At 62.4% G+C, this 16,257-nt stretch carries 13 protein-coding genes; 2 read left to right on the forward strand and 11 right to left on the reverse strand.

Annotated features, from left to right (window positions below):
• Window positions 1-4: 4 nt before the first annotated feature.
• The 10 genes from AACU78_RS04560 to AACU78_RS04605 all read right to left on the reverse strand — a co-directional run bounded on the left by AACU78_RS04560 (window position 5) and on the right by AACU78_RS04605 (window position 13,617).
• A complete protein-coding gene (locus tag AACU78_RS04560) occupies window positions 5-1,333 on the reverse strand; it encodes a cellulase family glycosylhydrolase (protein WP_106580037.1) in 1,329 nt (442 codons plus the stop codon).
• Window positions 1,323-2,513 (reverse strand): glycosyltransferase, encoded by a 1,191-nt coding sequence (locus AACU78_RS04565; protein WP_106580038.1) that lies wholly within the window; start codon window positions 2,511-2,513, stop codon window positions 1,323-1,325. The genes AACU78_RS04560 and AACU78_RS04565 overlap by 11 nt, the downstream gene beginning before the upstream one ends.
• Complete coding sequence (locus AACU78_RS04570; RefSeq protein ID WP_106580039.1) at window positions 2,513-4,504, reverse strand: GumC family protein; 1,992 nt, start codon at window positions 4,502-4,504, stop codon at window positions 2,513-2,515. The genes AACU78_RS04565 and AACU78_RS04570 overlap by 1 nt, the downstream gene beginning before the upstream one ends.
• A 14-nt stretch (window positions 4,505-4,518) precedes the next feature.
• Window positions 4,519-5,295 (reverse strand): polysaccharide biosynthesis/export family protein, encoded by a 777-nt coding sequence (locus AACU78_RS04575; protein ID WP_106580040.1) that lies wholly within the window; start codon window positions 5,293-5,295, stop codon window positions 4,519-4,521.
• 29 nt (window positions 5,296-5,324) lie between these two features.
• Window positions 5,325-6,236 carry a glycosyltransferase family 2 protein gene (locus tag AACU78_RS04580; protein WP_106580041.1) on the reverse strand — a complete coding sequence of 304 codons (912 nt, stop codon included), beginning with the start codon at window positions 6,234-6,236 and terminating at the stop codon, window positions 5,325-5,327.
• Window position 6,237: 1 nt separating this feature from the next.
• Window positions 6,238-7,698 carry a mannose-1-phosphate guanylyltransferase/mannose-6-phosphate isomerase gene (locus AACU78_RS04585; protein ID WP_106580042.1) on the reverse strand — a complete coding sequence of 487 codons (1,461 nt, stop codon included), beginning with the start codon at window positions 7,696-7,698 and terminating at the stop codon, window positions 6,238-6,240.
• Window positions 7,698-9,137: an undecaprenyl-phosphate glucose phosphotransferase gene (locus tag AACU78_RS04590; protein ID WP_106580043.1), complete on the reverse strand. Its 1,440-nt coding sequence runs from the start codon at window positions 9,135-9,137 to the stop codon at window positions 7,698-7,700. Before AACU78_RS04590 ends, AACU78_RS04585 begins: the two co-directional genes overlap by 1 nt.
• A gap of 435 nt (window positions 9,138-9,572) precedes the next feature.
• Window positions 9,573-12,059, reverse strand: a complete 2,487-nt coding sequence (locus tag AACU78_RS04595) for a TonB-dependent siderophore receptor (protein ID WP_106580044.1) — start codon at window positions 12,057-12,059, stop codon at window positions 9,573-9,575.
• A gap of 105 nt (window positions 12,060-12,164) precedes the next feature.
• Window positions 12,165-13,115: a FecR domain-containing protein gene (locus AACU78_RS04600; protein WP_106580045.1), complete on the reverse strand. Its 951-nt coding sequence runs from the start codon at window positions 13,113-13,115 to the stop codon at window positions 12,165-12,167.
• Window positions 13,102-13,617, reverse strand: coding sequence for a sigma-70 family RNA polymerase sigma factor (locus AACU78_RS04605; RefSeq protein WP_106580046.1), 516 nt, complete (start codon window positions 13,615-13,617; stop codon window positions 13,102-13,104). Before AACU78_RS04605 ends, AACU78_RS04600 begins: the two co-directional genes overlap by 14 nt.
• Window positions 13,618-13,788: 171 nt before the next feature.
• On the opposite strand from AACU78_RS04605, the gene AACU78_RS04610 reads away from it, so the two are divergent.
• Window positions 13,789-14,418 (forward strand): LysE family translocator, encoded by a 630-nt coding sequence (locus tag AACU78_RS04610; RefSeq protein WP_106580109.1) that lies wholly within the window; start codon window positions 13,789-13,791, stop codon window positions 14,416-14,418.
• Window positions 14,419-14,427: 9 nt separating this feature from the next.
• Here the strand turns inward: AACU78_RS04610 and inhA are convergent, their stop codons facing one another.
• Window positions 14,428-15,108, reverse strand: a complete 681-nt coding sequence (gene inhA, locus AACU78_RS04615; RefSeq protein ID WP_106580047.1) for an isonitrile hydratase — start codon at window positions 15,106-15,108, stop codon at window positions 14,428-14,430.
• A 90-nt stretch (window positions 15,109-15,198) separates the two neighbouring features.
• On the opposite strand from inhA, the gene AACU78_RS04620 reads away from it, so the two are divergent.
• Entirely contained in the window at window positions 15,199-16,167 is a 969-nt protein-coding gene (locus tag AACU78_RS04620) for a GlxA family transcriptional regulator (RefSeq protein WP_106580048.1), read from the forward strand.
• Window positions 16,168-16,257: the final 90 nt, after the last annotated feature.

The following is a 16,257-nucleotide window of genomic DNA, read 5'->3' on the forward strand; positions in this document are numbered from 1 at the left end:
GGCTTCAATCCCATAACAGAATTTGCAGGTTCGACTTGACCGGGACGGTCAGCCCATTGGTGCCGCTTACCGGGGTTTGCGTCCCGCGCAGCGGGTCGTACAGGGTGGCGCTGGTGAGGCCAGGCAAGTGTGCGTTGCCGCCTTCGGCCGACCAGAAGAACCACAGTTTGTGGCCGTCGGCGCGGGTCCAGCCAATGCTGAACAAGCCGTCGGGCAATTGATCGGCGGCGGGCGGATCGCCGGGCGTGAGCTGCGGCCCGCTCACATCGAGGAAGTTTTTCAAGGCGGTATAGACCGGCTTGGGGTTGGCGTCGATGTCGAGCAGGCCGTAGAACTGGTCACGCACACTGGCACGCTGGTCGAGGTCGCTCAAGGTGAACAGAAAGATCCGGTCGTAATCCATCGCGCTCATCAGTGCTACCCGGCGTACCACATAATCAGCCTGGCCCTGCAAGGTGATCAGGTCCTGGGCGTCTTTTGGCCCGGGGTAGGTTGACCAGCCCCACTCGGTGCTCCACAGCGTTTGCACGCCGCTATTGCGCAGCGCCTGGTTGAGCGCGGTGGTTTTGGCGATGAAGTCCAGGTTGGACGGATCGTTGCCCTCGGGCAATTGCGTATAGGGATGGTAGGAAATCACTGTGTTCAGGCTGGCCACCCCCAGGGCGCCGAGGGCGTCAAGCATGGTCTGGCCGTTGGGCATTTCGCTGAAAAACGCCATGCCGGCAGCTACCACCGGTTTGTTCGCGTCCACCGCACGCAAAGCGGATGCGGTGGCTGTCAGCAAGGCGGCGTAGCCCGCGGGGTCGGCCACCGGGCGCCAGAAACCGAGCAAATTAGGCTCGTTCCACACCTGCCACGCGTTGACACTGGGGTAGCGTTGCGACAACAGCGCCATGCGGTTGGCGAACACGTTCGGATCTTTGGGCGGGTACTGGTCCTGATAGGGCGCACCGGCTGGCGCGGTGGTCGCGAAGGGCGCCGAACCGACGAGGTAGAACACCGACTTGAGCTGATTGGCCTGCAGATTGCCGACCAGTTGATCCAGGGTTGCGACCTGATACTGGCCCTCGACCGGCTCCAGCTGGTCCCAGTGCAAATCCAGGCGTACCCATTCCAGGCCCAGTGCTTTGAGGCGGTCGATCTGCTGTTGATACAGCGTCGGGCTGAACCACAGGAACTGCGCGTTCACGCCCAGAAAATCCTTCCACACCACTACCTTGTTGCCCTTGAGCACATGGTTTTCGGCGTCGGCCTGGCGGCCCCACAGGAAGGCCGTCAGACCCAGTGCGGCAATGACCGCAAGGGTCGCAAGGTAGGTCCGTTTACGCGGCATAAGGGGCTCCCGCAATCGCCTGCTCAAAAAGGTGCTTGAACTTCTGCGCGGTCAACGGCCACAGGCGTTCGCGGCCAATTTCACCGGCACGTTCGGCCCAGTCGCGGGCCAGCGACGGCGTGCGCGCCAGGCGCAGCAATTGTTGGCTCAACGCCGCCACATCGCCCTGGGGATAGATCGCGCCGTTGCCGCTGGCGACTTCTTCGGCAAACGCGCGCGCATCCGAGGTGATCGCCCCGCGGCCGCACGCAGCGGCCCAGGACAGCGCGCCGCTGGTGCCGCGCTGGCGCCCCAGCAGGCCGAGTTTTTTTGATTCGCGATACGGCAGCACCATCACGTGGTGCGCCTGGATCGTCTGTGCAATCTCGCTGGCCGGCAAGTTCAGCCGCCAGTCGATGGCGCCCGCCAGGCCGAGTTCGGCGATCTGGCTGTTGAGCTGCTCAAGGTAGTTGCCGCCCGCGCCAAACGCCATTTCGGCGGCAGTGCCACCGGCCAGGGTCAGGCGCACACGGTCACGCAATTCGGGGGCTTGCTTGAAGACGTCCGCCAGCGCTTGCAGCAGGTCTTCAATGCCTTTGCCACGGTAGATAAAACCGAAGTACAGCAGGTGCAGGGTGTCCAGCGCCGGTAACGGCGCGGGAGCGATAGCCAGGTTGGCGTGGTTGATCACCGCCACTTTGCCGGCCGGCAGTTGCATGCGCTGGCTCAGGCAATCGGCGCCCAGGCGCGTGAGGGTAATCAGCCGCGTCAGGCCTTGGGCGACATGGCGTTCTTCACGCAAGGTCAGCGGGTCGGCCAGCACCACCGCCGCTTGCGGCAATGGGCTGGGCAAACGTTCCAGCAGGTTCAGCGGAAAAGGCAACTGCTCGCGTCGCCAGACGATACGTTCAGGGTCATGCACCGTCGCCGTCAGCGGCAATTCGGGGTAAGCCTTGCGCAGCTCGCGCAGGGCCAGGAACTCCCCCAGCCGGCCGCCGCCCAGTTCGGCGTGGACCAGGTCCACACTGCGCCAGTCGAAGGCGGCGATGGCCTGCCGGATGGCTTCGCTGTTGCCTTCCACGCCGCTCAACGGTGTCGCCACCGTCACGCCCAGCTGCTCCAGGGCCGTCTTGAAGTGGTTCGCGTAGTCGGCGATCCCGTTTTTCTCCGGCGGCAAAGGGGCGAGCAGGGCGATGTGCATCAGAACGCCCCCCGGTATTTGGCGATGGTTTTAAGCACCCTGGCCGGCACTTCGAATTTGCGCCGGTTGATGATGATGCCGTCCACCTTGCCAAACGCGGTGTTGAGGATCGACAGCGCGTGCTCCACCACCGGCACTGTGCTTTTCTGCGCTTCCACCACCAGGGCAATCAGGTCGGCGCGGCGCAGGTTGATAAAGGCATCGCGGTTGTCCAGCAGCGCAGACGCATCCAGCAGCACCACTTCGCCCGGAGCGGCCGGTTCGACGCCGCCCACCCGCACCGAAATGCCGTTCTCCTGCAGCAAGTGGCGCAGTTGCTCCACCACAAAGGTCACCCCTTCGCCGTGGCGCGCCGAGGTCAATCCCAGTGTCAGGCCTTGCTCGGCCACGCGGTCCAATTGCAGCAAGCCGTACAGGCGGTAAATGCTCGCATTGAACGCGTTGGTGCTCTGCGCGGTGCTGGTGTCCAGTTCCGGCAAGGTCGTCCACAGGGGCAGGCCAAACTTGCGTTCCACCAGCCCGCCATCGTGAATGCGCTGGTCCAGCAGGTAGCACAGGTAGATCACCAGCAAACCGACGACGATGGCAAACGGGATCGCCAACAGCAGCATCAGCAGGGTTTTCGGGAAGATGCGGCCGGGGTTGAGGGTGGCTTCTTCGATCACCGCAATGTTGCTGATCTGGCTGTTGTCCAGCTCACGGTCAATGCGCGATTTTTCCAGGTTGTCCACATACAGCGCGTAATTGCGCTCGGTGGCGCTCAGCTCGCGCGAAAGACGCGCCAGCTCCGGTTCAATCTCCAGGGCCTGCTTGCGCTGGGCTTCGAGGTTCACCAGTTGTTTCTGCTGTTGCACAAGCTGAGTGCGCAGGGCCAGGTTGTTGCTCGACTCGTCCAGCAGCACCCGCTGCAAGTGAATTTCCAAGGTGTTCGGTGCGCGGTTTTCCGAGGCCTGCACCGTGTTGCTTTCATTCGCAACCTGGGCCTGCATCGCCCGAATCGACGCGTCCAGGGCTTTGACGGGCGGCGCGTTGTCGGTGTAGGTGCGCATCATGTCGGCCTTTTCCAGCAGCTTCTGGTTAAGCAGGCGACGCAAATCCTGCTGCTGCGGGTTCAGTGCGATCTGGCGCACCGTGGTGACTTCCTTGGGCTGCCCCTTGAGCTGGTCGCGGGTGCTCTGGATGGCGCTGTCGGAAGACGCAATCAGGCGCGTGGTGTTGAAGGTCTCGCCGCGCAACACGTTGATGCGCTCAGACAAGTCTTCCAGGCGATCGGTGATGCTTGCCGCGCCGATTTCGTTCAAATGCTTGAGGATTTGCTCCTTATAGCTCTTGATCTCGGTGGCGCTGGTGTTCACCTGACCTTCATAGAAGGCGTAGAGGCTCTTGCGCCCCAGGGCCTGGGTGCGTTCGGTGATGTACGTGTCGACCCAATCTTTCACCACTTGCTGGGCGATTTGCGGGTCGCCCCAGGTAAAGCTGATGTCCATCACCGTGGAGCCCACGGCGTGGCTGACCTCGAAGTTTTTCTCCAGGCTCGCTGCCAGGCGTTCCACCGGCGTGGTTTTTTCGAGGATGCCGACAGTTTCCAGCACCACGCGAATACCGTCGAACACCGCGCCCACGCCTTCCTTGACGTAATACTTGCTGCGCTTCCAGAAGCCTTCCGGCGGCGGCGCGTTGGCGATGACTTCCAGGTAGTGCTCGGCCACCGTGCGCACGATCGGGCGACCGGTCAGCAAGCGCTCTTCATCGACAATCGGGTCACGCTGGGTGCTGGGCATGACCAGCGCCTGACGGTTGCTGATCTCGATGGGCAAGGTCGAATCGCGCCCCGGCTTGACCAACAGGCGCGCGGTGGATTCGTACTTGGCCGGCAGCAAAAAGGCCCCCAGCAAGATGATCACCAGCGCCGCGATGGCTGCCAGTTTGAACTCATGCCGGAAGATGAAAAACAGGCGCAGAAGATCACGAAAAGAACGGATCTCGATCATGGGATGTCGCTCCTTCAGTTATTGCCGCCGCTGGTTTTGGTGTAGTTGTAGCCAACCCCAATGGACTTGGTGAACGGGATCAGTTGGTTCAAGTAGGTATCCACCCCTTGGATGCGCTCGCCGACGTTGGATTTGGGCACGAACACCACATCCCCGCGTTGCAGGTGCACCGGTTTACGCCCGTTCGGGCCGGGCTTGAGGTATTGGCTGAAGTCCAGGAAGTAGGCGTGGTAGGCGCCCTGGGCATCTTCGCGCAGCAGCGCGACCATGCTGGCATTGCCCGAAGGGTTGACCCCGCCGGCGCCGACAATCGCTTGCTCCAGGGTGTTGGCGGTGCCGAGTTGCACCGCGGTCGGGTTATTCACCGCGCCGCCGACGATCACCGAATTGCCCGGCGCCTGGTTGATGTTCACTGTCACCCGCGGCTCGCGGTACACCGGTGCGAGCTTGTTGCTCAGCTCCGCAGCCAGTTCCGATGGCTGACGCCCGGCGACCTGAATCGGCCCCAGGAACGGGTAGTTGATCTTGCCGTCGGTCTGCACCGTGTACAGCGTCAGCTCATAGATGGTGCTGACGTTGAACGCCGACAGCGTCGGCATCTCGCCGGCATCGCGCACGATCCGCAACTGATCGCCGATGCGGATGCGTTCCACGGCCGGCGGCAGCTGCGCCAGCTGGTCGAGGGCGCGCTTGCCGTCCTCAACGGTCTTGTCATCCGGCGGGACAATGCGTGCCGGCGTATTGCAGGCGGCCAAGGCCATCATGGCCAGGAGGAGCACGGTTTTTTTCATAAGGGCGGACTTCCTGTTAGTCATGCTGCTCACCTCCAATAACCGGGGAACATGCTGATGCGCCGCTTGAGGGCGAGGGGGAGCCGGCGTTCCTGTTGGCCCAGCCGATAGCCGAGCAACTTGAACGCGCTGCGCACCAGTACTTCGGGTACGCGGTGCAATGCACCGGCTGCGCGCAATGCCGCGAGCTCAGCCAGTACATAGCGTTTACCTTCACCGCCGGCATCGCCAAACGCCTGGCGAATCCATGGCTCGCGACCGTAGAACACGCCAATGTCGAAGTAGCGGTGAAACTCATCCATGAGTCGGTAATCGTGGGAGTGGTACACCCGCGCCGTGGCGGCGTAGCGCACCGTGTAGCCTTCAAGCAGCATGCGCGCAGCGACGTAGGCGTCTTCGCTGCCGATCACATCGGCGGGAAAACCGCCGACCGCCTGCAGGGCGCTGCGCCGGTACACGCAAAACGAGTCGGAGCTGAAGCAGGTCTTGATCCCCAGCTGCGGTGCATCGGCCAGGCGCTTGCTGCGGCTGTGTTGCGGGTAGTTGAAGTGCCGCGACTGCGCGCCCAGCACGCCGGCGCCGGGGTGCGGCAATTGGCGGCCGTAGGCCACGCCGTTGAGCGGGTCTTGCTGCAGCTCATCGAGCAAGTTGGCGAAGGTCTCCGGGTCTGCGGGAATCGCGTCCTGGGTCATCACGATCAGCGCCTCGCCGCTCACCTGTTCACTGGCCCAGCGCCGCGTGCCGCCGTGGTTGAAGTCGCGGGCGTCGATCACCTCGACCCGGGCACCGAACTCGCGAAAGCGCGCCACGGTGTCATCGCTGGAGGCACTGTCGACCACCAGCATTTCGTCCGGTTGCAGCGTCTGCATTTTCAGCGCAGGCAGCAGCCGCGCCAGGTGACTGGACGCGTTGCGGGTCGGGATGATCAACGAGGTGCGCATGTCACTTTTTCACTTCTGCGGGGGCACGCCCGTAGATGTCGTCAAAGCGCACGATGTCGTCTTCGCCCAGGTACTCGCCGCTCTGCACCTCGATCATCACCAGGTCGATGATGCCGGGGTTGTTCAGACGGTGTTTGTGCCCGGCCGGAATGTATGTGGACTCGTTGGCGTTGATCAGGAATTCGCGCTCGCCATTGGTGATCTGCGCCGCGCCGCTGACCACCACCCAGTGTTCGCTGCGGTGGTGGTGCATCTGCAACGACAGTGACGCCTGGGGTTTGACCACGATGCGCTTGATCTTGAAGCGGCTGCTTTCCTCCAGCACCGTGTAGGTGCCCCACGGCCGGGTGACGGTGCGGTGCAGGCTGTACGCCGGATGATTCTGGCGCTTGAGTTCGGCGACGATGTAACGCACATCCTGGCTGCGGTTGGCGTCAGCGATCAGCAGCGCATCCGGGGTGTCGACGATGATCAGGTCGTGTACGCCAACGGCGCCGAGCACGCGCTTGGGCGAGTCGATGTAGCAGTTGTGCACGTCATGCAAAATCGCTTCGCCATTGACCTGGTTGCCGTGGGCGTCGCTGGGCGTGAGCTGGCGCAGCGCTTCCCAGGAACCGATGTCGCTCCAGCCGATGTCGCAGGGCACCACGGCGACCTTTTGGGACTTTTCCATCAGGGCCACGTCGATGGAAATGTCCGGGGCGCTGCCGAAGGCGTCCGAGTCCAGTTCGCGCTGGCGCGAGGTTTTGTTTTGCAGGCTCTGGCTGTGGTCCAGTGCGGCTTTGGCCGCCGTCAGCACGTCGGGGGCATGGGCGGCGAGCTCCTCCACCAGGGTGCTGGCCTTGAAGCAGAACATGCCGGCGTTCCACAGGTGTTTGCCGCCGTCGAGGTAGGCTTGGGCGGTGGCCAGGTCGGGCTTTTCGACAAAGCGTTTGACCCGGTTGCCGGTGCCCAGCGCGTCGCCTTTTTCGATGTAGCCAAAGCCGGTTTCCGGATGGTCGGGCTGGATGCCGAAGGTCACCAGATAACCGGCTTCGGCCAGGTCGCGGGCCTGGGTGACGGCCTCGGCAAACGCGACTTCATTGAGGATCAGATGGTCGGCGGGCATCACCAACAGTTGCGCCTCATCACCGAAATGTTCCTGCACATGCAGCGCCGCCACCGCAATGGCCGCCGCTGTATTGCGCCCGAACGGCTCCAGCAGAAGGTCCAGAGGCAAATGGGCCTTGTTGACCACGCGGTAGTCATCCAGGGTGCGAAACAGCAGGTCGCGGTTGGTCACCGTCAGCACGCTTTCCACGCCGGGCAGTTTGGCGGCGCGCTGAAAGGTTTTTTGCAGCAGGCTCTGACCGTCACGCATGCGCATGAAAGGTTTGGGCATGTTCTGGCGCGACACCGGCCACAGCCGCGTGCCCGAACCACCGGAAATAATGCAGGGGATTAATCCGTTGAGGGTATTCATCAATAGACTTCCTTGGTGGAGAGGACGGCTGGGACCGTCATGAAGACGATGTACAAGTCAAACCACACCGACCACTTGGAGATGTACTCCAGGTCGTACTCGACACGTTTCTGGATCTTGTACAGGGTGTCGGTTTCACCCCGGTAGCCGTTGATCTGCGCCCACCCGGTGATGCCCGGCTTGACCCGATGCCGCGAACTGTACTCGCTCACCGCCACCTCAAACGGAATGCCGGCAGCCTTGGTCGCGGTGGCGTGTGGGCGCGGGCCCACCATCGACATGTTGCCCAGCAGCACGTTGAACAACTGCGGCAGTTCGTCGATGCTGGTCTTGCGAATGATGCGGCCCACGCGCGTGATGCGCGGGTCCTTGCGAGTGGTCTGTTGTTCGGCGGTGAAGTCGCTCTGGTCGGTGAACATCGAGCGGAACTTGAACACGCGAATCTCGTTGTCGTTGTAGCCATAACGGTTCTGGCGAAACAGCACCGGCCCTTTGGAGTCGAGCTTGATCGCAATCGCCGTCGCCAGCATCACCGGTGACAGCGCCACCAGGGCCATGCTCGCCAGCAGCAAATCTTCACAGCGCTTGATCACCGGCGACCAACCGCGCAATGGCAACTGCGAGGTGTTGAACATCAGGATGCCGCCCACGTCCGTGATGCGGCTGTGGCCGTAGCGCAGCGCGGCCATGTCCGGCACCAGCATGACGTTCACCGACATCTGGCGCAGGCGATTGACCAGCCCGTGGATACGCTGCTCGGCAGCCCAGGGCAGGCAGATCATCACTTGGTTGACCTGCTCGGCGCGGATCAGTTTTTCCAGGTCGCGGGTGTTGCCCAGCAAGGGCAGGCTGCTCAATTCCTTGGGGATGCGCTCGGTGCGGTCGTCGATAAAACCGATCAGGCCGGAACGGATATCGCCATTGCGTTGCAGGTGATCGGCGACGTGCACGGCGGTGTCGGTGAAGCCCAAGATCACTGTGCGCTGCAGGTATTTGCCCTTGCGCATCAGGTTGCGGTAAAGGCGCAGCATCACCAGGCGTTCAATGCAGAACAGCCCCAGGCTGGCGAAGTACCACGCCACCAGGTTGCGTGGCGTCAATTGCGGGAAGAACTGCAGGATCTGGTACATGAACAGCAAGATGCAGAACGCCGCCGACCAGGCGACTATCTTGGCTCTCAGGCGCAGTCGATTGCTGAACAGCTCTTCGGAATAGATACCCAAAGCCTGGAACAGAATGATGGTCATGATCGCAAAAAACAGCAGCAGACCGAGGAAGTGGGAACGCAGCTCGGGAGCCAGTGGGTCGAGGAACAACACCAACACCAATGGCGGCAAGATGGCAGTCAGGCCATGGATCAACTTGACGAAAACAACAAAGAATTCAACAAAACCAGCGCGGGTCAGAAACAGGCTATCGACTGACGACTTTTCTCGCATAAAAACATCCCTCATTGCACTCCAGACTTACTGTTCGCCTGTTGGTCCGTCCGCAGCAGGCTGCGCGAAGGAGGCAAGTCGAACGACGGCTACTCTGGGTAAAACGCAACTATTTCTTCATCCAAGTGAAGCCATCCAAATGAAGGAAACTTGCGGGGTAGTGGCTTAAGGAGTGTTCCTTTTCAGTTGCTTAGTCAATTTGTTGACTGTGGTGCGGAGGTTGCGTGCTAGACGCTTTAAGTTGGATTTTTCGTGGCATTTTATTGACTTTCCTTGTTCGAACACGCGGTGAAGGGATGTGATTTTGAGTGTAGGAACAAATGTGAGAATTTTCCTGCCAGATGGGCAAACCTTTTTCGAATAGAGGTAGGAAAAGGGGACAAGGAGGCGGTGGCAGGGCGCACTAAATGCCCTGCCACCGGGGACATCGCGGGATTAGAAGTTGCCTTTCACACTCACGGTAAAATTGCGCGGTTCGCCATAAAAGTTGCCCCAGGCGGCGGTGCCCACGGTTTGATAATAGTGTTTGTCGAAAACATTGTTGCCGTTGAGCGCCACGGTCCAGGTGTCGTCCAAGCGATACGCCAGTCGCGCATTCCACACCGCGTAACCGGCCTGTTCGAGCTTGATGCCCTGCACGCGATAGTTGCTGCTCTGGGCGTTGACGCCGGTGCCCACGCTCCATTTCGACAGCGCGCCATCCAGTTGGTAGTCACCCCACATGCGCAGCATATGCCGCGGCACGTAGCTGTTGGACACGCCACCTTCCACGGCGCTGTCGATGTTCTTCAGGGTCTTGGTCTGGGTATAGGTGTAGCCGCCAAACACCTGCAAGCGCTCGAGCAATTCACCGCTGACTTCGGCTTCTACACCCTGGGCGCGGGTCTTGCCGGTGTCGCTGTAGCAATAGCCGTCGGAGGACGTCGGGCAGACGCTGAGGTAATCGGTTTCAGCCGTGTTTTTCTGCACCGCGCGAAACAGCGCAAGGGAGCTGTTGAGGCGCCCCTCGAACCATTCGCCCTTGATCCCCAGCTCGTAGTTGTCACCGATCTGCGGCTTGAGTGCGGCGCCGTCGACCGTGGCGTAGGAGCTTTGTGGCTGGAAGATATCGGCGTAGCTGGCGTACACCGAGAGGTTTTCGTCGAGGTCATAAATCAGTGCGGCAAACGGTGTGACTTCGCCGGTTTCCCGGGTGCGCGCATCCTGCACGGCCCATTCGCCCCAGGCCAGGTTGTTGGACTGGCGGCGGTTCTCATACCAGCTCACACGGCTGCCGACGATAAACAGCAACGGTTCGGCCAGGCGCAGGCGCAACGTGGCGTAGGTGCCGTATTGGGTGGCGGTTTCCTTGACCGTGCCGCCGCGGTACATGTTGGGCCAGAAGGTATCGTTGGCGGGTTCCGGCAGGTGGTGATCAGGCTGGTAGATGTTCACGCGCGTCGGCAGGTTCTGGATTGCATACACATCATCCTGGGTGCCCCGGCTGCCGTTGGCGCCGATGATCAGTTCGTGTTCGAGGCCGAAGGCTTCGAACTTGCCGTCCAGGTAGGCGTCGACGCCGAAGTCCCGGTGGTCGTAATCCATCAAGGCCGCGTAGGAGTTGGCCGTCGGTGCCGGGTTGCCATAGGCGATGGTGCCTTCGCTGGCGGCGTATTTGATGTCTTGCAGGTTGCGGCTGTGCACGGCCGCCACGTTGAGTTTCCAGTCATCGCTGAAGTGGTGGGTGAGGTCGGCGAAGAACGTGGCGCGCTGGCTTTGCCAGTCGTTCCAGGATTGGCCCAGGCAGGTGGAGCGGCTGAGCTTGGCGCTTTTGCCGTCGCTGTAGCGCGGCAAGCCGCCCCAGCAGGGCGATGCATCAACGTCTTCATAGCTGGCGCCGACGCCCAGGGTGGTGTCGGCGTCGAGGTCGAAATCCAGTGCCGCGTAGGCCGCCTGGTCCTGGCGCTTGGCGATATCCATATACGACCCGCGCGTTTGCTGGCTGACGGCCGCGCGGCCGCGCACGGTGCCGCTGTCGTTCAGCGCGCCGCCGGTGTCGAGGTCGGCGCGGTAGTTGTCCCAGGTGCCGGCAGACAGCGACAGGCTGGTGGTGGGTTTGGCTTGGGGCCGCTTGCGTACAAAATTCACTGCGCCGCTGGCGGTGCCGGCGCCCTTGAGCATGCCGGCTGCACCCTTGAGCACTTCCACCCGATCGTAAATCGCCATGTTGGCGGTAAAACTGTCGGCCTGTACGTAGTCCTTGCCCATGTCCAGAGGCACGCCGTCGTACTGGTACTGGCCGAGCATCTTGAAACCCCGGGAGTAGAAATACTTGCCGCCCATGGGTGACTCATAGGTGGTGATGCCCGGTGTGCGCTCCATGACGTCATCGATGGTGGTGACGTTCTGATCGTCCATCAATTGTCGGGTCATCACGCTGACCGATTGCGGGGTTTCCCGCAAGCTGTGTTCACCTTTGCCGATCGTCACCGCGCCGGTGGTGTAGGCGCCGGTGCCGTCGGTGGTGGCCCCTGCACGGGCGCCGGTGACGGTGGTGGCGCTCAAATTGAGCGCGCCGGATTCGGCCATTTGCGGCAGCAACAGCCAGGTGCTTGCACCCTGACGCTGGGCTTGCAGGTGTTGCCCGCGCAACAGCTGGTTCAACGCTTGCTCGCGGTCAAGGTTGCCGGTCAGGCCCTGGCTGGACTTGCCGGCGACGCTGGTGGCGTCGTACGACAGGCTGATGCCGGCCTGTCGGGCGAACTGGTCTAACGCGTTGGCCAGGGCGCCTGGCGCGATGTGCCAATCGCGCACCTGATTATCGACGGCAGCTGTGTCGGCCAGCACGGCCGAGGGCAGGCCGCCGCCGCTGAGGCAGGCGCCGAGCGCGGCGGCCTGCACCGCGCGCTTGAGGGAAGAACGTTGGGAAGGAAACGCTTGCATGACCGCGGAATGCTCCTGAAGGAAGTGGACAGAACCGGCCTGTTGATCGGCCTTTCCTTACAGGTCGAGCGGCAATGAGCATTCACCTCATTTATTTTTCAGCACTTACACGCGAGGGGTAACGGTGACCCAGTAGCGGCTGCGGTAATGAATGCTCACCGGCAATGATTGCGCCACCAGGCTCAACACCTGATCGGTGTCGTCCAGTTGGTACGTGCCCGACACGCGCAGGCTGGCCACCGCTTCGCTGCAACGCACCAGCCCTTTGCGGTAGCGGTTCAGTTCGGCGAGGAAGTCGTCCAGGCGCATGTTGTGGGCGCTGATCACACCTTCGCTCCAGGCCCAGGGATCCAGGCCGTTGGCAATCGATGGGCGAATGCCGTGGCGGTCGAACAGTATGTGTTCACCTGCCTTGACGATGTGTCGGGCGTTGGATGAATGCTTGTCGACATACACCGCCACGGCGCCTTGCTGCACATCGAGCAAAGTACCTTGAGAGGCTTCGCGCAGCAGAAACCGCGTGTCGAGGGCGCGCAAAAAACCATCGCGAGTCTGCACCCACAACGGTCGGCTGTCGGCACTGCTATTGACCCGGATCTCGCCCTGAAGCAACTGCACCTGGCGCCGCTCGGTAGTGAAGGCGGTGTCGATCGCGCTGGCGCTGTTGAGCTGCACCTGGCTGCCGTCGCTCAACGTTACCCAGCGCCGTTCGCCAGTGGCCGTGCGGTAGTCGGCCAGCAAGGCGGGCAGGGGCGTGTAGTCGCGACCGAGCCAGGTCAGCCCGGCGGCGCCGGCCAGCAGCCCCAACACTTTCAATCCTTCACGCCGGCTGATGCGCCGGCGCGCGCCATCCAGGGCGTGGTGGCCGATGCGAGCGGGAACCTGGGCAAACTCATCATGCATGCTCGCTACGCGTTGCCACACCCGCTGATGCTCGGCGCTGGTCTGCAACCACTGCTCGAACGCGGCGGTGCTGGCGTCATCGGCGACGTTGAAACGCAGCTGTATCATCCACTGGATAGCCTGGTCGAGCAGGCGCGGGTCAACGTTCGGCATACCGCAACCGGTAGCACGCGTGCAGCGCCTTGGACAGGTCTCGCTCGACAGTGGCTTTGGACACGCCCAGGCGCAAGGCGATGTGCGCACATGTCAGGCCATCCAGTTGCGCGAGTAAAAAGGCTTCGCGTACGCGTGGTTTGAGCTGGTCGAGCAAGCGATCAATGCGCTCCAGGCTGTCGAGGATCAGCAGCCGGGTCTCCTCCGACGGCACTTGCAGTTGCGGGAAGTGCGCGAGGCTTTCAAGGTAGGCGCGTTCCAGTTCGCGGCGCCGATACTGGTCGATCATCAGACTGCGCGCGATGCTGCTCAGGTAAGCGCGCGGCTGCTGCAAGGTTTGCTGTTTGCGCGCGATGAGCAGGCGCATGAAAGTTTCCTGCGCCAGGTCGGCAGCGTGTTCACGGCAGCCGGTGCGCCGGCTTAACCAGCCGCGCAGCCACGAGTGATGAGCCTGGTAGAGCTGGCCGAGGGTGGCAGGGTCCAGAGGTGGGTCGCTCGACATGGGCATCCTGCGCAGCGGTCTTAATTGATAATGTTTCGCATTCTAGACGCTGGTTGTGGTCACGAGCAATCGCCCGGTGCCGTCATGCGCAAAGAATGTATCCAGCACAATTCTTTGTGCGCACACGGCCGGCCGATTAGCCTGCAGGCTTTTACGGCGCAGGGCTTGAGCATGATCGATCTTTCAACCTTGTTGGTTTTTTCAGGGGCGGTGGTGTTGCTGCTGCTATCGCCAGGGCCGAACATGGCCTTTGTTATCAGCCATGGCGTGAGTTATGGCTGGCGCGGTGGCGTGGCCTCCAGCCTGGGGATCTGCGTCGCGGACCTGCTGTTGACCGCGTTGACCGCTACCGGTGTCACGGCGCTGGTCGCCAGTTGGCCGCCGTCGTTTGATGTGATTCGTTATGCCGGCGTCATTTACCTGCTGTGGCTGGTGTTCAAGACCTTGCAGAAAAGCCCGCGCCTGGAGGCTGCCCAGGTGAAGCGCGTGCGCCTGGGCCGTGTGTTTGCGCAGGCGATGCTCAATAGCCTGCTCAACCCTAAGGCACTGTTGTTTTTCATGGTGTTTTTGCCTCAGTTCGTCAATCCGCAGACCGGCTCCATCACGCTGCAATTGCTGATGCTGGGCGGCGTTCTGACCCTGATTGCCGGTGTATTTCACGCGTTGCTGGGAATGTTTGGCGGCGCGCTCAGCCGTTTTTTTGCCGGCCGCGCACAAAGCGCCAGGCTCCAGAAATGGGGCCTGGCGACGGTGCTCATGCTGCTGGCCGCGCGGCTGGCGCTGATGTCTCGGCCAGCGTGACGGGGCAGCTCAACCCAACCGGGCTGCAGCCCGCGCCACGATCTCGCCGCGCACGCGACGCGATTCGGCCGTACGCTTTCTGGCTTCTTCCAGTACGTGCGCGGGCGCGGTCTGCGGGCTGCCCGAATCGAACGGCGGGGCGGGCGCGTATTCGATCTGCAACTGCACCAGTTGCGCCGCGGCCTCGCTGTAGAGCTCGGCGGCCAGGGTCAGGGCAAAGTCGATTCCTGCCGTAATTCCGCCGCCGGTCAGCAGGTTGCCGTCACGCACCACGCGCGCTTGCACCGCAATGGCGCCGAGTGGGGCGAGCAGGTCGTGATAGGCCCAGTGCGTGGTGGCCCTGCGGCCGCGCAGTAAACCCGCCGCGCCTAGAACCAGCGAACCGGTGCACACCGAGGTCACGTAGCGTGCGGTCTGTGCCTGGGCCTTGAGAAACTCCAGGGTGTGCGGGTCTTCCATCAAGGCACCCACGCCGGCACCGCCGGGCACGCAAATCACGTCCAGGCGCGGGCAGTCGGCGTACGTCATGGTTGGCGTAAACACCATGCCGGTGCTGGAGGTGACCGGTGCCAGGTCTTTCCACACCAGATGCAGTTGCACATCCGGCAGTGAACCCAGCACGTCGTAGGGGCCGGTGAGGTCCAATTGCTGGATACCGGGGAACAACACAAAGCCAATCTGCAAGGTCATCGATGAAGCTCCGATAAAGGGGTAGACGGCCTCACTCTAGAGGCCTAGGCTTTGGCGCATACGCCATTGAGCCCACACATTACGCCAAACATGACCCGGACCATTCACGTACTCGCCTTCAATAACGCCCAAGTGCTCGACGTGACCGGGCCGTTACAGGTGTTCGCCACCACCAATGACCTGGCGCGCCAGCGCGGCCAGCCGTTGCCTTACGCGGTGTCGGTGATTGCCGCCCAGGCGGAACCGGTGATGACCTCCGCGGGGCTGGCCTTGGTGGCCGCGCCGTTGCCTGCGGCCGATGCGCCGTGCGACACGCTGGTGATCGCTGGCGGCTGGGGCGTGTATGGCGCCGCCGAAGATGCCGCGCTGGTCGATTGGGTCACGCAAAAAGCCCGGCACACTCGACGCATGACCTCGGTGTGCACCGGCGCGTTTCTGCTCGCCGCCAGCGGTTTGCTCGATGGTTGCCGCGTGGCCACCCACTGGACACGCTGCGAGGAACTGGCGCGCAAATTTCCGTCGCTGACGGTTGAGGCCAATCCAATTTTCATCCAGCAAGGCTCGGTATGGACGTCCGCTGGCGTAACGGCGGGCATCGATCTGTGCCTGGCGCTGGTGGAAGAAGACCTGGGCCGCGCCGTGGCCCTGGAAGCGGCGCGGCACTTGGTAGTGTTTCTTAAACGGCCCGGTGGGCAAGCGCAATACAGCGTGGCGTTGTCCCTGCAAAAGGGCGACGGGCGCTTTGCCGATTTGCATGCCTGGATGGCCGAAAACCTCACCCTCGATCTGAATATTCCCACCTTGGCCGCCCAGGCCGGCATGAGCGAACGCAGCTTCGTGCGGCACTACCGCGCCGAAACCGGCCAGACCCCGGCGCGCGCAGTCGAGCTGATCCGCGTTGAAACCGCGCGTCGGCAATTGGCCGACAGCACGGCGTCGATCAAACGTATCGCCGTGCAGTGCGGTTTTGGCTGCGAGGAAACCCTGCGGCGCAGTTTCCTGCGGGCGCTGGAGGTCACGCCCCAGGCTTACCGCGAGCGCTTCTGCGCACCGACTTGAACGAAAACGTACACATTTGTATCAAGGTGCTATGTTGACGCGATTACCTTCCGCAGTGGGCGCCTGCCTCTGCGCCGTTACTCCCTCCGC

This window comes from Pseudomonas sp. R9.37 (assembly GCF_963878885.1).
Lineage (GTDB): Bacteria > Pseudomonadota > Gammaproteobacteria > Pseudomonadales > Pseudomonadaceae > Aquipseudomonas.

Coding starts and splice junctions, on each gene's coding strand:
- AACU78_RS04560 (WP_106580037.1), bottom strand. CDS start 1,333: ATGCCGCGTAAACGGACCTACCTTGCGACCCTTGCGGTCATTGCCGCA.
- AACU78_RS04565 (WP_106580038.1), bottom strand. CDS start 2,513: ATGCACATCGCCCTGCTCGCCCCTTTGCCGCCGGAGAAAAACGGGATC.
- AACU78_RS04570 (WP_106580039.1), bottom strand. CDS start 4,504: ATGATCGAGATCCGTTCTTTTCGTGATCTTCTGCGCCTGTTTTTCATC.
- AACU78_RS04575 (WP_106580040.1), bottom strand. CDS start 5,295: ATGAAAAAAACCGTGCTCCTCCTGGCCATGATGGCCTTGGCCGCCTGC.
- AACU78_RS04580 (WP_106580041.1), bottom strand. CDS start 6,236: ATGCGCACCTCGTTGATCATCCCGACCCGCAACGCGTCCAGTCACCTG.
- AACU78_RS04585 (WP_106580042.1), bottom strand. CDS start 7,698: ATGAATACCCTCAACGGATTAATCCCCTGCATTATTTCCGGTGGTTCG.
- AACU78_RS04590 (WP_106580043.1), bottom strand. CDS start 9,137: ATGCGAGAAAAGTCGTCAGTCGATAGCCTGTTTCTGACCCGCGCTGGT.
- AACU78_RS04595 (WP_106580044.1), bottom strand. CDS start 12,059: ATGCAAGCGTTTCCTTCCCAACGTTCTTCCCTCAAGCGCGCGGTGCAG.
- AACU78_RS04600 (WP_106580045.1), bottom strand. CDS start 13,115: ATGCCGAACGTTGACCCGCGCCTGCTCGACCAGGCTATCCAGTGGATG.
- AACU78_RS04605 (WP_106580046.1), bottom strand. CDS start 13,617: ATGTCGAGCGACCCACCTCTGGACCCTGCCACCCTCGGCCAGCTCTAC.
- AACU78_RS04610 (WP_106580109.1), top strand. CDS start 13,789: ATGATCGATCTTTCAACCTTGTTGGTTTTTTCAGGGGCGGTGGTGTTG.
- inhA (WP_106580047.1), bottom strand. CDS start 15,108: ATGACCTTGCAGATTGGCTTTGTGTTGTTCCCCGGTATCCAGCAATTG.
- AACU78_RS04620 (WP_106580048.1), top strand. CDS start 15,199: ATGACCCGGACCATTCACGTACTCGCCTTCAATAACGCCCAAGTGCTC.